Below are 16,467 nucleotides of genomic sequence, written 5' to 3' on the forward strand. Positions count from 1 at the left end.
AAATATGCACTTTAAAATTGAATTTAAATTAAATAGCTTTGTTATGGTTGTATATTTCCGGATACCTTTTGTTCTGGAAGTAACGAAAATTAAAACTATTATAAGATAACAAAGTAGCTGACCAGGTAGCAGCCAGCCTACTTGTTGTAAGTTGTAACTATTCTAGTGAATCAAGAATTTTACTAGCAACATCTTCTGAAACCCAACCAGTCCAAACATCCTGATTCTCATTTAACCACCACTGTGCAGCTTCATCAGCATCAGCATCATTCTCATTCATATAAGTTAATGCCTCTTCTGTTAACACACTGCTTGTTTCATAATTAGTCAAAAAGTCATAAACCTCAGGGGCTTGGGCCGGAAAATCTTTGTGAACAGCAACAACTACATCATTTGGTGGAAATTCAGTTGCTCTAGTTTCGTTCCAAATCTCTTCGTCATATTCCGGTTCCTCAAGTAGAGTTAAATCATACATTGCGGTTACAGCAGTTGGAGACCAGTAGTAACCGACCCAAGGTTCGCCTGATTCGTAGGCATCCGCTAAAGAAGTTACAATTGCAGCATCAGAACCTGGCATAAAATTATTCATTGTCTCATCTAAGCCATATGCTTCAAATTTTTCATCAATTCGTTCTGCAACTGCCCAACCACTCGGAGCATTTAAGATTCGACCTCGACCTGGATCTTCAGGATCTTTAAAAACTTCAGGGTATTTTTTTAAATCTTCTACTGTTCTTAAATCGGGTGCTACTGGTTCAATTCCTCGTTCTGCATCACCTTCAATTACGTAAGTCGGAACATATAAACCTTGTGTGTTATCAGCAAAGTTAGTAGAAGCCTTTATAATGTCTCCCACTTCAATTGCTTCTTCATAAACCTCTTTAATATTATCTGTCCATACTTCCATGTACACATTGATATCACCATTACGCAGACCTTGAACTGTAGCTGCGGTAGAGCCTGGTGTGACTTCTGTTTCGTACCCGAATCCTTCTTCGATAATAATCTGAGCTACACTATTATGAAAACGAATGCTATCCCACCCCACATCAGTAAGTACAATTGTTTCTAACTCTCTCTCATTTCCGGCATCATTAGTATCATCAGTACCGCCACATGCAGTAAGAACCAACAAGAAAACTGTAGAAAGTAACAATATTGTTTTTTTCATATAAATTATTATCTCCTTTTGCATTTTATATTTAATATGTACTGGACATATTAAATGCTACAATCAACTTTTACATAATATTCAATCTAGCATTCAGATTTCATAGAAGGAAAATTTTATCTAAGTTGTTTAAATCCTGTATTCTTCTGTCTATTGTGTTAGTAGTCTTTAACTTAAGTTAATTCTCTTTTTAATGTATTTATTAATTCATGCTAGTTATACATACAATTTTCATAGTTTTTAAAGCATGATTTAACTAGTACAATAGAGAAACTTATTATATACGATAAACCTAAAATAGCTGGCTTCAAAGCCAGCTATTTGTTTATTTTAAGAAATTCATTACTTTTTCAGCTACATCTTCAGGGACCCAATTAATCCAAACATCCTCATGCTCACCCATCCACCAATGAGCTGCTTCTTCGGGAGATGCGTCATTTTCAACGATGTATCTGAGAGCATCTTCAGTCAATGCATTACTTGTTTGATAATTGCTAAGAAATTCAACGACCTCCGGTGCTTGATCTGGCAAATCTTTATGAACTGCTATAACAACATCGACTGGAGGAAATGCAGTCCCATAGTTCTTTTGAAATATTTCTTTGTCATACTCTGGTTCTTCTAACAAAGTCAGATCATATTTAGCAGTTATCCCTGTTGGTGACCAATAGTAACCAACCCAGGCTTCTCCAGATTCATAAGCATCTGCTAGAGATGTGATTAGCCCTGCTTCAGATCCTGGATAGAAATAGTTGTACATTTCATCCAGGCCATAAGTTTCTATCTTTGTTTCCATTTGTTCACTAACAACCCATCCAGTCGGACCACCGATAATTCGACCTTTACTTGAATCTTCCGCATCTTGAAAAAGTTCAGGATAATCTTTTAAATCTTCTATAGATCTTAAATCTGGAGCCATTGGCTCAATCCCACGCTCAGAGTCACCCTCAATCACATAGGTTGGTACATAAAGACCTTGCTCATTATCATCATAGTTTATTGAAACTGTTTCGATATCGCCTGCCTCTGTTCCTTCATCATAGATTTCCTGAAGATTATCTACCCAAAGTTCCATATAGACATTTATATCACCTTCTCTTAACCCCTGAAAAGTTGCTGCTGTTGAGCCTGAAATCACCTCAGTGTCATAGCCATAACCATGTTCAACAATGGTTGAAGCAACACTATTATGAAACGCAAAACTATCCCATTGAGCATCTCCGAACACAATTGTTTCTATTGTTTTATCTTCACTGACGTTTTCCGTATTCCCGCAACCAACTAATACAATCAACGAGATAACTAATAACAAATACACCTTTTTCATAGGTTTTCCCCCTAAGTTAATTTTCTGGTTAAAGAAATATAGCTGTCTTTCTACATCCAAATATGCTGAAATCCTATCCCCTGTTAGTATGTTGGTATTTGCATATAACGCATGCTATTAAGCTTACTTAGAGATTATTCATTTGAAACCTTTTAGAGAAGATGAAAAATAGTTATCTTATTAAATTATATCGAAACAATAGAAAATCTCCAATGTGCGAAAAAGGTCATAAATAGGGTTATTAGTCTGAAAATTTAAAATAATCAACCTAATGCTTTATATTTTTAATCTTTTTGCGGTTTTCTATCAAATAAAAAAACACCACAATCTAGTGATGTTTTTGTTTAGATATTTTAATTTCAAAAAATAAATAAGACATTATTCTAATAAGTACAGAATAAAGTGCTACGACACCAATTAAATCCCCAATCTCACCCAGAGAATCAGTGAATAACAACCATGCCGCAACTATTGCCAAAATAATAGCTCTAGTGTTTCCAGACACACCATTTAGAGGCTTCCAGAATCCCCATAGGGTTCTTACTTCTTTTTCTAATTCATTAAAACAAACAAAATGAAATGGTTTAATTCTAAAAAAATTTGATGCTGTAACAAGCTCGTCTCTATCTTTAATTTCTTTATAACAATATCTACAAATATTTGGACCCATCTTCATTTCCTTTCTAGTACTCCATTTCTCTTATTATAACAACTTACAATACGAGTAACCACTATTGAACTTCATTTAAGTAAGTGTTTACTTATCCAGTTGATAAGCACTAATTCTATTCCTTTATAACGGCAATTTATTCATCGAATTAAAAACCGTTGGAAACGCACAAGTATTTGATCAACTAATAATTTAGAGTGAGGGTATTCAGTCTTCTCTTTCTACTAGTTTAGTGTTGTACAGGATACTTATATTTGGAAAAAAACTACTAACTCGAGTATAATTTGCTGTTAGGCTTTCGGTTTTGGAGGTGGACTTAACATTATTATTAAAGTAGCTATATATGTAACTGGAATCTTTATAACATTATTAGGATTATCGTTGATCATCAAAGCATCCTTTGGAACTGGATTTTGGTCCGCTTTAGCTATTGCCTTTCAAGGTAATTTTGGCTTAACTGTCGGTATTTGGTTAGGAATTATTCAAACTTTGGTTCTTATTTTGAATTTTATCATCTCAAAAAAACGACCTGAATACGAGTCCATTATCGCTATCTTTTTAGAAAGCTTGGCAATAGATTTTTGGTTGGAAATTGTACTTGTAAACGTTTCGTTTCAGCAAAGTCCTCTTCTTGTTAAGCTGCTTGTACTAGGTTTGGGAATTATAATTGCTGCTCTAGGCATTGCCACTTATGTGCAACCAAATTTCCCGTTATCTCCGGTCGATCGAATTATTTTTGTACTTAGTATTAAGTTCAACTGGAGTGTACGAGTATCTCAAACATTGGTTGCATTAAGCGTCACACTACTAGCCTACTTCCTAGGTGGGCCTGTAGGTGTTGGAACGATCATCATGACACTTGGTATTGGTTACTGCATACAATCATGGCTACGGATTATGACCCCTTTGTATCAAAGAATATAGTAAACAGGCAAGACCCCTTCTTTTAAAAGGAGTCTTGCCTGTTTATTTTTGTGCATCTTTAATAATTTTAATGACAGTATCTTTCGCTTGGTGACTTTCATAATTACGCATATTCTTTAACATATTATTTTTTGAATCTTTTAGTCGCATTAATTCTTTTACTAATCGACCTTCAGTTAAATCTTCTTCCTCAACCATATTTGCATAGCCCTGTTTTTGAAAAGACTTTGCATTTAAAAGTTGATCCCCACGGCTAGCATTCCGAGATAATGGAATCAGCAACATAGGTTTTTTTAATGCAAGAAACTCAAAAATAGCGTTCGAACCAGCACGTGATAATATAAAATCAGTTGCAGCAAATAAATCACTTAATTCTTTATTTACATAATCAAACTGCGAATACCCATCAACATTCAAGGAGTCGTCAACATTGCCTTTGCCACATATATGAATGATTTGAAATTCCTTTAATAAAATATCTAGTTGCTCTCGAACCGCTTGATTAATTTTCTGCGCACCACCACTGCCCCCCATAATAAGCAATACTGGTTTACTATTCGTTAATTTGGCAAGTTCCAATCCTTTTGTTTTACTGCCTTGGAATAACTCATTTCTAACTACAGCACCTACCCACTCCGCTTTATCCTCCGGTAAGTACTGCATTGTTTCTGGAAAAGTTGCCAAAACCTTTTTGGCAAATGGAGTAGCTAACTTATTCGCAAGTCCTGGAGTGTAATCTGATTCATGAATGACGGCTGGAATTCTCCGCATCCATGCTGCTGCCAAGACAGGAACAGATACGAATCCACCTTTAGAGAATATCACTGAGGGCTTCTTCTTTCCTAATATTCGAAAGGACTGTAGTGTTCCGTTCATGACTTTGAATGGATCTTTAAAATTTTCTTTAGAAAAGTACCTTCTCAGTTTCCCCGTAGATATCTGATGGTAAGTTACACCGTCCAATTCACCAATTAATTCCTTCTCTATACCGTTTTTAGACCCTATGTAATCAATTTCCCAGCCTTCTTGACGAAATACTGGAATAATTGCTAAATTCACGATTACGTGGCCTGCACTTCCACCACCGGTAAATAATATCCGCTTGTTTTTCATGACTTACTCCCCTTCTATATAAACAGTTGCTCAGTATAATATACTCATTTCTTGTAACATTCATAAGAAAAATCTAGTAACTAATAAATAGTGTTAAATATCATAATAAATTAAAATGTGCTATAATCCTCTCTATCCTAATGGAAATTAAGTTAAAAGGGAAGAGATTCGTGTATCAAACTAACACACTCAAACAAAAAATAAAATTATTTTCCGCAATCCTTATACCTATTCTAATTACACAATTAAGCATGTATGCAATGAATTTTTTTGATACTGTCATGTCGGGTAATTCAGGTGCTGAAGAATTAGCAGGTGTTGCAATCGGTTCGAGCCTGTGGGTACCTATTTCTACCGGCATAAATGGAGTTCTGATGGCGATCTCACCTATTGTTGCTCAGTTGATTGGGGCTAGAAATGACAAAAATGTTCCTGAGACAGTTAGACAAGGTATTTATCTGGCAGTTTTCTTAGGAATTATCGTTTCTATTATTGCTTTCCTTTTACTAGATCCTATTTTAAATCTTATGGATTTAGAAGAGCGTGTTCGTTACGTGGCAAAGTACTACCTAATTACAATTGGAATAGGCATTATTCCACTATTTATTTTCAACCTAATCCGTTGTTATATTGATGCATTAGGACAAACAAGAATCTCAATGTTTATTATACTAATAGCTTTACCCTTAAATATTGCGTTTAATTATATGTTTATTTTCGGGAAGTTTGGTGCGCCAGAACTAGGAGGAATTGGAGCGGGTATTGCATCTGCTTTGACCTACTGGCTAGTGTGTGGTATTACAGTTGGGATTGTATATAAGGTAAGACCTTTTGCCGATCATAAAATTTTCAAACAGTGGACGCGACCATCTATTCAAGCATGGTGGGACCAATTGAAAATTGGAGTTCCTATTGGTTTTTCGATATTTTTTGAAGTAAGTATTTTTTCAGCTGTTACTTTATTCATGAGCGTCTATAGTACATACACCATTGCTGCTCACCAGGCTGCTATTAATTTCGCTTCTTTTATCTATATGATTCCGTTAAGTATTGCAACAGCCTTAACCATAGCTGTAGGATTCGAGGTTGGAGCCAAGCGAATTAAAGATGCTCGTACTTATTCATATATGGGAATTGTATCTGGAGTATTCATTGCGATTGTTGCTGGATTTATTCTATTAGCCTTTGATGACCAAATAGCCCGTTTATATAACACAAATCCTGAAGTAGTCGAACTAACAAAGCATTTTATATTCTATGCAATTTTCTTTCAATTTGCTGATGCGTTTGGTGCACCACTACAAGGGTCATTGCGTGGATATAAAGATGTAAACATAACGTTTTGGATGTCACTAGTATCCTATTGGATGATTGGTCTCCCGAGTGGTTGGTTACTCGCCAACTATACAGATTTCGGACCATATGGTTACTGGATGGGATTAATCATTGGCCTTAGCGCTGGAGCCATTACCTTATTCGGTCGAATGTATTATTTGCAAAATAAATTATTAAGAAAGTATGCAACGGAGTAATATGAACTATCATGTTACCCATTCAAAACAAACGTCTATTCCATTGGAGAGACGTTTGTTTTGTTATTGGAAAAGTTATTTTTTAAAAAACGTTGTGGCAGATAATACATAGACTGCGGTGTAACTAAGACGTAACTAATATGTTGATTTGCGCTCCGGGCAGTCGCTTTCCGCGGGCAACGCTTAAACTTCCTCGGAAGAATACCACTTCCTGCGGGATTTTCAGCCGTCGCTTTTCCCGCAGGAGTCGACTGCCCTGCGCTCCAATCACAATCATATAAGTAAATAGCTGTTGTTTATTGAAGGTTAACAAACACAAGACTATACTTTAGCAGGAAGTACATGAAGACTCCTTAAAAGTACAAACCCATTTTCTTCATGCGATTTAATGTAACACTGTCGAAGCATTCCTTGTCATACATAATGAATGGCCCTCGTTTCCATAGGAACCTACATATTTAGATTACGCTAGTAGATTTTCTATTCAGAGTAGTTATATTTCATGAAATAAACTTTTCATGGAGTTCAGCTCACTTCGACAGAAGCTATTCTAAGATGAGGAGAAATGCTCCATGAAACTTAGACACTATGGGTTTTATTCTTCGACAACCCAGAACATAGTGTAGGCAGAATACGTAGACGCCTGTGGGAACAGCGCGTTCCGAAGACCCCGGAAGAATCGTTCTTTGGTTCTGAGGAGGCTGAGGTCGTGCCCATGGAAAGCGAAGTATTCTGCCGAAACGGTGTATATCAGCAATTAAAAAGAGAAGGTAACAAGCAAATCACAACTAATAGTTACGTCGTATTTTTCATCAACTACGAAGTTGAAAACCAACAAAACTTACTTTGACTGGGCCCTATAAACAATAGTAGAAAAGTACATTCATTATAAAAATAGAAACGGCAAAGTAATTAACAAGATTAGTCCAGCCAACAAGAATGCAGGTAAAACATAAACTATAATTGCTTTGAACCAAGAAAAACCATAGAAAACCTTAATTGCAATTACAAAGTAAATAGTATAAGGAATTACTAGCAGACCATCAATTACTAAATAAAACATAGGTTGATAGGTTTCTAAGAAAAATGTTTCTTTTGCAGTAAATATAAATGGTAAAACTACAACTAAATTAATGATCGTTGGTAAACTTGCCCAAGCATAGGCTATTCGGAATCTTCGTAAATCACGGTCCCCACCAAACCAACCTGCTATTAAGTCCGTTATCCAAGAGCCGATTAAAAAGTAAATGTAACCAATCGCTGGACCAAATAGTATAGCCAATATCGAAATGGCAGTAAGTGAAAATTCATCCCCAACATTATTCGTTTGCAAAATAGTAAAAAAATCATATATTCCAGCTATTAGAACGATAATGACTGGGGCTTTCATTGTATTTCTCTCTACTTCGTTCTTAATTGTATTCCCCGGGTGAAGCCAAAATCTTAATAGGCTTTCTTTAATAGTCATGTATTATCCCCCTTACCTCCTATATATTAACATATTAATACAAGTTCATCGTATGATTGGTTTTCGGAACCTATATAGTGTCATTAGGTTCTACAAAAATAGTTTCTAGTTGTACACAAATAAAACAGCTAGGCTACTATTTGTAACCTAGCTAATGTAATCTCATATTAATTTTCCAAATTCAAAACAATTAGTCTTTCCTCAGTCATTTCTTTAATTGAGTACTTAGGTCCCTCTTTACCGTTACCGCTATCTTTTATACCACCATAGGGCATTAGATCGACTCTGTATTGTGAAGCATCATTAATCATTAAACCACCCACTTGAACCTTGCGCGCGGCATAAAAAGCGGTATCAAGATTTTTGGTGAAAATTCCACCTTGTAAGCCGTATGGAGATTCATTTAATTCATCTATACATGCATCGATTTCAGTAAATGAAATAATACTGACAATCGGAGCAAAAACTTCATCACAAACTACTTTCATATCCTTCTTAACATTACCAAGTATAGTAGGTTGCATAACGGCCTCGTTCCGTTCACCACCACATATAATCTCAGCTCCGTTCTTAACTGCCTCATTCACCCATTCCTCGGCACGAATGGCCTCTTTTTCAGCAATCATTGGACCTACATCCGTATCAGGGTCGTTTGGATCACCGACCTTTAATTGTTTAACTTCTTCGACAAGTTTTCCTTGGAACTCTTCTTTAATTGAATCATGAACATAAATACGTTGAACGGATATACACACCTGTCCAGCGAAGGCAAAGCTTTTTTGAGCAATGTTTTTCGCCGCCTGATCGATATCAGCTTCTTTATCCACAATAACAGGCGAATTATTACCTAGTTCTAAAATCAATTTCTTTAAACCTGTGTTTTGTTTTAATTTCAATCCGACCTCTGCACTACCAGTAAATGTAAATAAATTGATTCGATCGTCTTTCATCATTTGCTCCCCGACGGTCGAACCAGAACCTACAACCACATTAAATAAACCAGCAGGTAGTCCAGCTTCTTCAAAAACTTCTGCTAATTTTAAAGCAGTAATAGGTGTCGTACTTGCTGGTTTTAATACAACCGCGTTTCCGGCAGCGAGTGCAGGCGCTACTTTATGGGCAACAAGATTTAACGGAAAATTGAATGGACTAATCGCCCCTACTACACCAACAGGAACTTTTATGGTAAAGGCCATCCGGTTTTCGGAACCAGGTGCAGCCTCGACCGGAACGCCTTCTCCATGAATTCTTTTTGCTTCCTCTGCAGCAATTTCAAATGTCTGGGCTGAGCGATCAATCTCATTTCTAGCTTGCTTCAGTGGTTTTCCTGCTTCTTTCGTAATACAATTTGCAAGTTCTTCTTTTCTTTCCATTAATAGCTCACTCACTCGTTGCAGCACTTTAAATCGTTCATAAGGTGAGAGATCCTTTGACCGGTAAGCCTCTTGAGCAGACTCTACTGCTCGGTTAACATCATCTTCTCCAGCTTGAAATACGGAACCATATACTTCTTGGCTGTATTTATCTAGTACGTCTTTCTTTTCGCTTGTTTCAATCCATTGCCCATTTATGTAAAGCTTATATACTTGAGACATTATTATCTTTCCTCCCTACGGTTTATCAGTTATATTCCACTAACAGAAAAATTAAAACCTTATCGGTGATTTTTCCAAGATAAAAAGAGAGCTCTGAAATTAATCAAAACTCTCCATGCTTATTATAAGAATAATCCTGCCATAGTTGCAGAAAGAATTGACCCTAGGGTAGCACCAATTAGTAGCTTAAAACCAAAACGAGAAACTTCAGCACCTTTTTCAGCATTTATTCCTTGAACTGTTCCGGCAATAATACCAATAGATGAAAAATTGGCAAAGCTAGTTAAAAATACCGAGACAATACCGACTGTTTTAACTGAGAATGTATCGACTAAAGGCTGTAATTCCAACATCGCAACAAATTCATTCGTTACAATTTTTGTACCCATAATTCCGCCAGCTTGGATTACTTCACTTGGAGCGATCCCCATTAATATACCAATTGGAGCAAGTACATAACCTAATATCTGTTGAATTGTTGTTCCAGCAAATACTGATTGAATAATTGCATTAACTAATTCCAAGGATGCAATAAAAGCTATTAGCATCGCTGCTACAATTAGAGCAATTTTTCCACCGTCTAATGCACCATTCGCCATTGCTTCAAATATGCTCTTTGAGTCAGATACCTCTTTTATATCAACTTTATCGTCTTCCTTATTTACTATAACTGGAGCTATAATCGAAGCTATAATTAGTGAACTGAACATATTCAATGGTAAAGCAACTAGTACATATTCTGCTGGTAGCATCTGCATGTAAGCACCAATTATCGATGCTGACACCGATCCCATTGCAGATGCACTCACTATGTATAAACGATTATTATTTAGATGATGAAATTGGGACTTAATCGCGATTATTGCTTCCGACTGTCCAAAGAAAATACTATTAACAGCGTTAAACGATTCAACCTTTGGAAGTCCAGTAATATAAGAGATAAATCCGCCTAAGTATTTAATTAGTACAGGCAGAACCCTTAGATAAGTTAGCACAGAAAGTATCGTAGCGAAGAAAATAATTAATAAAAGTACATTAAAAAAGAATACACCCCCACCTTCATCTACCATCAATCCACCAACCACGAAGCTAACTCCTGAAGTACCGAACTCAATTAGCCTATTAAAAATATCAGAAATCCTTTGTATTACCCAATTACCAATTGAAGTTTCAAACATGAACCATGTAGTAATTACTTGTGCAACTAACATGATGCCAATGCCTAGATAGTTTATGTTTTTACGATCATTTGACATCAGGAATGCAATCCCAATAACCACAATAATTGCAAGTAATCCTAAAAGTATATCCATTAATACTCCCTCCAAATATTTTGATACTTGTATTGTCTTCACTTAAGTACAAAATAATTCTTAAATTTGGCAGTTTGGGAATTCTGTTGATTTACACAGGTAGACTTATTAAGAAAGAATCACGTATTTTCCATACAAAAAGACTGGTACATGTTTTACTGCACCAGTCTTTTAAAAGTTAAATTCATCTAGTTATGAATGAAATGATCTTGCTACCTGTAACAATTGTTCCTTTGAAACCTTTTCATCCTGTGATTCTTCACCAACAGTACTTGACCGATAGATCATTTTGTATGTGATTCCATCCTCTTTCCAATACAACGTTTTAGCATACGAATTATCAACGTATTCCCCATTTATTTCATTTACAATTTTTACATTCTCAGATTCAACAACAGGTTCACTTATATTACCGTCAATAAACTGAATGGATAGTAAATCATTGTCTCTAGTGTAAAAACTAACATCCAAGGCTTCTATGTCTGTATCTGTTATTGTAAAATGATCTGAAACTAGAAACTCTACTTCCATTGGAACAAATTGAGGTATTTCTGGTTGAAATGAAAGCGTATTGACTGCAATTTTGACTTCCTCTATGTTATAGGAATAAAAACCATTAGGGATTGGTTCACTTTGGCAACCTGCTATCAATATTATTAAAGTTAAAGAAAATAATAGTAGTTTATTTTTCACTTGATCGCCCCTCCCATAAATGTAAATTTTTTGTCATTTTTTGTCTCTTTACCTATTAGACGAACTAGATCTACTCATAGTTTCATAAAATTTCAAAAGAAAATTAAAAAAACCAGCCACAGTTGACTGATTTTTTTAATTTTCTTTTATAAAACCATATACTGCCCCTAGCAAGTTTGCGTTCTGTCTATACTTACATACTTCAATATTAGGAACAATTTTGGCCACTTTAACAGCTTCCATAATCTTCTTCAACTTTAAATTGATATTGTCAACCAGATCATCTCTTGCACTAATTCCTCCACCAATTAAAATTAATTCGGGATCGTATATATATTGCAGATTATAAATCCCTGCAGCTAGCATGTGATAAAATTCATCAATCGCATTAAGGCAATCTGTATCTCCTTCTTCAGCTAGCTTAAAAATTATTTCTCCATTTAGAGTGCCAGGCTCAGCACCTTTAATTTTTGTCACATTTTTCACGAGTGCCCCCGTGGCAGCTACCCCGCTCCAAGTGGTTTGTTTAGCATCCATAACCATATAACCAAACTCTCCACCATGCAAATTCGCACCCTTATGTAGTGAGCCATCTTTTATTACTGCTCCACCGATACCAGTTCCTAAAACAACAGCAAGAACATCCTTTTTTCCTTTGGCAGATCCATTCCATATTTCTGCAAGGCCAGCGCAGTTAGCATCGTTCTCTATGTAAACATCCATCTCAGTACGTTCACTTACTAACTTCTTAATATTAGGTCCATGTAAATAGGGAAGAGCACTTGATCCATATATTATTCCTTCATCTGATACTGCTCCTGGAGCACTAATCGCAATACCTTCTAAATTAATAGTTTTATATTGGTTAATATGATTTTCAATTAAGCTGATTAATCCTTCTAAGGTTGAAGGCGTTTTCTTTTTGCCATTTTCAATTATTAATGCATCTTCTTGAATTAGTGCATATTTTACATATGTTCCACCAATATCAAATGCTATGTATTGTTTCATTTTATCACTCCGGTTCTTATTTCTAATTCAATATGCACATATTTAGGGTATTATCCATAAACTAATAACTTTATTATAACTTAAATAGTATAGCAAGACACATTACATATTAACTTTTTTGTGAATATCATAAAAAAGTTAATATGTTCATTTCTCGCTAAAGTAAGACAGGTTTATCAGTGATTATCACCATTTATTGTTTTTTTTCTATCTTAGCCCTTCCAATTCTTTTTCTTTTGACTATACATATTGTAAGCCAATCGAAAAGGAGGGAATAAATTTGGCAAATAAAGAATTGAATGACAATCTTAATGAGATTTCTAACAGCCTAATTAACATGCATGTTTCTGACTTGTTAAACAAACACAACATTTCTAAGGAAAGCAAGCGAATTAAGAGTCTATCAAACAGTGAAAAGGGGCAAATCAAAGATTCTGTAGACAGATTAAGGACACAAACTGAAGCATTTTTGGCTAATCAACAGAATAAGAACAATAGTCTTTCTGCTCCATCCACTGAGGATTTAGTTAAACAACTCCAAAATATTAGAAACAAATCAAAGTCTTAATAAAAATTTAAAAGGAGGAATTATGTATGGGAAAAACTAATAACGAAGCAAAAGCTGTAAGTCAGTACGCAAATGAAATTTCGGATATCGAACAGTCATCTAGAGAAGCAATATTCATTTTGAACTCTACTGAAGTAACCGTAGATACCACAGATACGCAGGTGGCTGTATCATTACAGGTAGCGCTCCAAGTAGCTATAGCAATTGTTGTTAATATTTCTATTGCAGATAGCTCACGGGCTGAAAAAGTAACAGAAGAATTACTTGCATACTCTCAAATTGATCAATTAAATCGACAATTAATCGTTATTGATGGATCTGAAAATGTAACTGTTTCAACAACAGACACTGATGTAGCAGCTTCCATCCAAGTGCTTCTTCAGGTCTTAATTTCACTAGTTGGCCAACTAGATATTTTATAGTCTGGTCTAAAGGTAGGGAGATATCTCATCAGTAGTGTATTCATCCCATCTCGTTTTTGACACAACAAAATATGTCTATAAACGAAAACCCCAGGGACCGTTTATAAAACGTTCCTTGGGGTTATTTATTTTTACTTAGAATATATTGTTTTATATTAAAGATGACGAAATCTAATTCTATAAAGCTGCTTCATCGGTTTGGTTCGAGAAGAACTTCTTCATTGCATAGAATACATCTGTTTTTTTTCTTAGTACGTAATATTTCAATTTTGGATCTTCCATTTGGCGGAACACTTGCATTAATGTAGAATGTCGGTTGTATTGATTGACCTCGCCGTATCCAAACATACTAGAATATTCGAGTAATTCTTGCACCAATGAAACACAACGCCTGTTGTCAGATGTTAAATTATCACCATCTGAGAAGTGAAACGGATAAATATTATATTGATTCGGGGAGTATTTTTCCTCAATAAGTTCTAAAGACTTGCGGTAAGCAGAAGAACAAATGGTTCCACCACTTTCTCCTTTTGAGAAAAAGGATTCTTCATCAACAACCTTTGCTTCCGTATGATGAGCGATAAACTCAATATCAACTGTTTCATATTTAGACCGTAAAAATCTTGTCATCCAGAAGAAAAAGCTTCTTGCCATATATTTTTCCCACATTCCCATTGAACCACTAGTATCCATCATCGCTAATACTACAGCCTTTGATTCTGGTTTTTCAATATCATCCCATGTCTTAAAGCGGAGATCATCTGGATAGATAGGAGTAAATTTTCCTTTTCCATCCATCGCATTTCGCTTAAAGGCTTCTAGCATCGTTCGCTTTTTATCAATATTACCAAGAAGGCCTTTCTTCCTTATATCTCGAAATTCTACATCAGTTACTATAATGTTGTCTTTTTCTTTTTCCTGTAAATTTGGAAGTTCTAAGTGCTCAAAAAATGTTTCTTCAAGCTCCTCAAATGAGACTTCAGCTTCATAGTAATCTTGACCTGCTTGATCCCCAGCACCAGGTCCTTTACCTGGTCCTTGTTTTGGTTTTCCATCTTTAGCAACTACGTCTCCAACCTGACTATCGCCATCACCTTGACCGGCATGTTTATTCTTTTCTTGACTGTATCTAATTTTGTATTCATCGAGTGAACGGATCGGAATCTTTACAATGTCTTTACCACGAGACAAAATGATGTTTTCTTCGCTAACTAAATCGGGGAGTTTGTTCTTGAGGACATCCTGTACTTTGTCTTGGTGTCGCTTTTGGTCGTCATACCCTTTTCTGTGGAGGGACCAATCTTCTTCAGAAATAACAAAGTTTTTTGTATCACCCATTTATTCCCCTCCTTTAGATTTATTAACTATACTATGCGATAAAAAAGCCTTTGATTAAACTTTTTGAAAAATTAATTAAAAGGACATGCAAACTTTTTCAAGTCATCATTAAGTGGCGAGTGAACGGAACCATTAAATTTCTTCCACAAAATAAACTATTAAAGCATTAATCTATAGACAATAGTACAAAATAAGGGAAAACAGTAGGATGAATCTAATGGATTTTATTGAAATTACCATGTTATTTATGATAGCGGCTGGAAGTATAGGATGTTTTTATTTTATTCGATTAGATTGGAGACGTTTCGGGTTCCTTTTTATAATTAGTTTACTAACTGCCAATTTGGCATGCTATATGTTCACCAGAATTGGATTATACTCTTTTCCTAACAATGTTCTACATGGCGCATTCCTCATTCCATATGGGCTAGTTTCAACTCTTTTTCCGTTTATCGTAATGTTTGGAGTCAGATATAGTCCTGAACGATGGGTTTTTAAAATCCCTTTTTATTGGACAGTTATTCATTTGGGAGTTTTAGGAGAGGTCATTCTTAAAAATACAACAATTTTCAAGTTTGAAGACGAATGGAATTTATGGAATAGCTACACATTATGGTGGGTCTTTTTTCTACTGTTTGAAATTTTGGGAAGCAAGATTATTCCACCCTACCTACGAAAACCAATTCTTTCAGAATCATTCAGATACGGAAAATGGGCTTGGATTGTTGTCCATGTAATTCTTATTTTAACTATATTTCTAGCTGGTGTTTATACAGGAGTAACTCTAATAAATTAGAACTTGATTACCCATTGCTATCTGAAAACTAGCATTGGTAATGTTGAACATAAAGGCTCATTTTGTAAGTTTTGTTGTTCTAAATATTCGCAGTTGATATAAATTGCGTCCTAACTGCTATGTTGATTTGCGCTCCGGGCAGTCATCATCATATCTGCAACAATTATAAAAGGGAGACAGATAAGATCAAAACTAGCGTAGTTTAGTTCAACAAATTTTAATAGCTGTGATTTCAAGAGTGGGAAATTCTCTCAACATACAGTACGACTTTTCCCTCAATAATCAGAACACCCCTAACAGTGCAGGCAGAATACGTAGACTCCTATGGGAACAGCGCGTGTCCGAAGACCCCGGAAGAATCGCTTTTTGATTCTGAGGAGGCTGAGGCCCAATGTCATCAAGGTAGTCTTACAAATTATGGTAGTTAATTAGTTATTATTATTCTGAATTAGGCTGAAAAGCACTTGACTTTTCAAAAGCACCCCAATAATCGTTTTGAACACTACTTTTTAGGTGTATCAAAATG

17 protein-coding genes are annotated in these 16,467 nt (G+C 35.5%); 6 read left to right on the forward strand and 11 right to left on the reverse strand.

The window, feature by feature from the left end; translation table 11 throughout:
* Positions 1-157: 157 nt before the first annotated feature.
* The 3 genes from GH741_RS20050 to GH741_RS20060 all read right to left on the reverse strand — a co-directional run bounded on the left by GH741_RS20050 (position 158) and on the right by GH741_RS20060 (position 3,174).
* Positions 158-1,171 carry an ABC transporter substrate-binding protein gene (locus GH741_RS20050; protein WP_153738539.1) on the reverse strand — a complete coding sequence of 338 codons (1,014 nt, stop codon included), beginning with the start codon at positions 1,169-1,171 and terminating at the stop codon, positions 158-160.
* Between the two features lie 325 nt (positions 1,172-1,496).
* Entirely contained in the window at positions 1,497-2,498 is a 1,002-nt protein-coding gene (locus GH741_RS20055; RefSeq protein ID WP_153738540.1) for an ABC transporter substrate-binding protein, read from the reverse strand.
* A gap of 328 nt (positions 2,499-2,826) precedes the next feature.
* Entirely contained in the window at positions 2,827-3,174 is a 348-nt protein-coding gene (locus GH741_RS20060) for a hypothetical protein (RefSeq protein WP_205677358.1), read from the reverse strand.
* 333 nt (positions 3,175-3,507) lie between these two features.
* On the opposite strand from GH741_RS20060, the gene GH741_RS20065 reads away from it, so the two are divergent.
* Positions 3,508-4,092 carry a YczE/YyaS/YitT family protein gene (locus GH741_RS20065; protein ID WP_476693060.1) on the forward strand — a complete coding sequence of 195 codons (585 nt, stop codon included), beginning with the start codon at positions 3,508-3,510 and terminating at the stop codon, positions 4,090-4,092.
* A 42-nt stretch (positions 4,093-4,134) separates the two neighbouring features.
* On the opposite strand, the gene GH741_RS20070 is transcribed toward GH741_RS20065, so the two are convergent.
* Positions 4,135-5,205: an undecaprenyldiphospho-muramoylpentapeptide beta-N-acetylglucosaminyltransferase gene (locus tag GH741_RS20070; RefSeq protein ID WP_153738543.1), complete on the reverse strand. Its 1,071-nt coding sequence runs from the start codon at positions 5,203-5,205 to the stop codon at positions 4,135-4,137.
* A gap of 170 nt (positions 5,206-5,375) precedes the next feature.
* Here GH741_RS20070 and GH741_RS20075 point away from each other — a divergent pair, with 170 nt between their 5' ends.
* Positions 5,376-6,737 carry an MATE family efflux transporter gene (locus tag GH741_RS20075; RefSeq protein WP_338079585.1) on the forward strand — a complete coding sequence of 454 codons (1,362 nt, stop codon included), beginning with the start codon at positions 5,376-5,378 and terminating at the stop codon, positions 6,735-6,737.
* A 709-nt stretch (positions 6,738-7,446) separates the two neighbouring features.
* The gene (locus GH741_RS20080; protein WP_153738545.1) at positions 7,447-7,587 is read left to right on the forward strand and encodes a hypothetical protein; all 141 of its coding nucleotides are present in this window, start codon (positions 7,447-7,449) and stop codon (positions 7,585-7,587) included.
* A 36-nt stretch (positions 7,588-7,623) separates the two neighbouring features.
* On the opposite strand, the gene GH741_RS20085 is transcribed toward GH741_RS20080, so the two are convergent.
* From GH741_RS20085 to GH741_RS20105, 5 genes are all read right to left on the reverse strand, one after another.
* The gene (locus tag GH741_RS20085) at positions 7,624-8,205 is read right to left on the reverse strand and encodes a YIP1 family protein (protein WP_153738546.1); all 582 of its coding nucleotides are present in this window, start codon (positions 8,203-8,205) and stop codon (positions 7,624-7,626) included.
* A gap of 167 nt (positions 8,206-8,372) precedes the next feature.
* A complete protein-coding gene (locus GH741_RS20090; RefSeq protein WP_153738547.1) occupies positions 8,373-9,800 on the reverse strand; it encodes an aldehyde dehydrogenase family protein in 1,428 nt (475 codons plus the stop codon).
* A gap of 122 nt (positions 9,801-9,922) precedes the next feature.
* Positions 9,923-11,113 carry a NupC/NupG family nucleoside CNT transporter gene (locus tag GH741_RS20095; protein ID WP_153738548.1) on the reverse strand — a complete coding sequence of 397 codons (1,191 nt, stop codon included), beginning with the start codon at positions 11,111-11,113 and terminating at the stop codon, positions 9,923-9,925.
* Between the two features lie 192 nt (positions 11,114-11,305).
* Entirely contained in the window at positions 11,306-11,806 is a 501-nt protein-coding gene (locus tag GH741_RS20100; RefSeq protein ID WP_153738549.1) for a hypothetical protein, read from the reverse strand.
* A 135-nt stretch (positions 11,807-11,941) separates the two neighbouring features.
* Entirely contained in the window at positions 11,942-12,817 is an 876-nt protein-coding gene (locus GH741_RS20105; RefSeq protein ID WP_153738550.1) for an ROK family protein, read from the reverse strand.
* Between the two features lie 280 nt (positions 12,818-13,097).
* Here GH741_RS20105 and GH741_RS20110 point away from each other — a divergent pair, with 280 nt between their 5' ends.
* On the forward strand, positions 13,098-13,385 hold the full coding sequence (locus GH741_RS20110; protein WP_153738551.1) for a hypothetical protein: 288 nt from the start codon (positions 13,098-13,100) through the stop codon (positions 13,383-13,385).
* Positions 13,386-13,411: 26 nt separating this feature from the next.
* Positions 13,412-13,807 carry a spore coat protein gene (locus tag GH741_RS20115; protein WP_153738552.1) on the forward strand — a complete coding sequence of 132 codons (396 nt, stop codon included), beginning with the start codon at positions 13,412-13,414 and terminating at the stop codon, positions 13,805-13,807.
* Positions 13,808-13,984: 177 nt separating this feature from the next.
* On the opposite strand, the gene yhbH is transcribed toward GH741_RS20115, so the two are convergent.
* On the reverse strand, positions 13,985-15,145 hold the full coding sequence (yhbH, locus tag GH741_RS20120; protein ID WP_153738553.1) for a sporulation protein YhbH: 1,161 nt from the start codon (positions 15,143-15,145) through the stop codon (positions 13,985-13,987).
* Between the two features lie 217 nt (positions 15,146-15,362).
* Here yhbH and GH741_RS20125 point away from each other — a divergent pair, with 217 nt between their 5' ends.
* Entirely contained in the window at positions 15,363-15,941 is a 579-nt protein-coding gene (locus GH741_RS20125; protein WP_240795576.1) for a CBO0543 family protein, read from the forward strand.
* A gap of 110 nt (positions 15,942-16,051) precedes the next feature.
* On the opposite strand, the gene GH741_RS22195 is transcribed toward GH741_RS20125, so the two are convergent.
* The gene (locus GH741_RS22195) at positions 16,052-16,177 is read right to left on the reverse strand and encodes a hypothetical protein (RefSeq protein ID WP_276608252.1); all 126 of its coding nucleotides are present in this window, start codon (positions 16,175-16,177) and stop codon (positions 16,052-16,054) included.
* Between the last annotated feature and the right edge of the window lie 290 nt (positions 16,178-16,467).

The sequence above is a fragment of the Aquibacillus halophilus genome, assembly GCF_009649745.1.
GTDB lineage: Bacteria > Bacillota > Bacilli > Bacillales > Amphibacillaceae > Aquibacillus > Aquibacillus halophilus.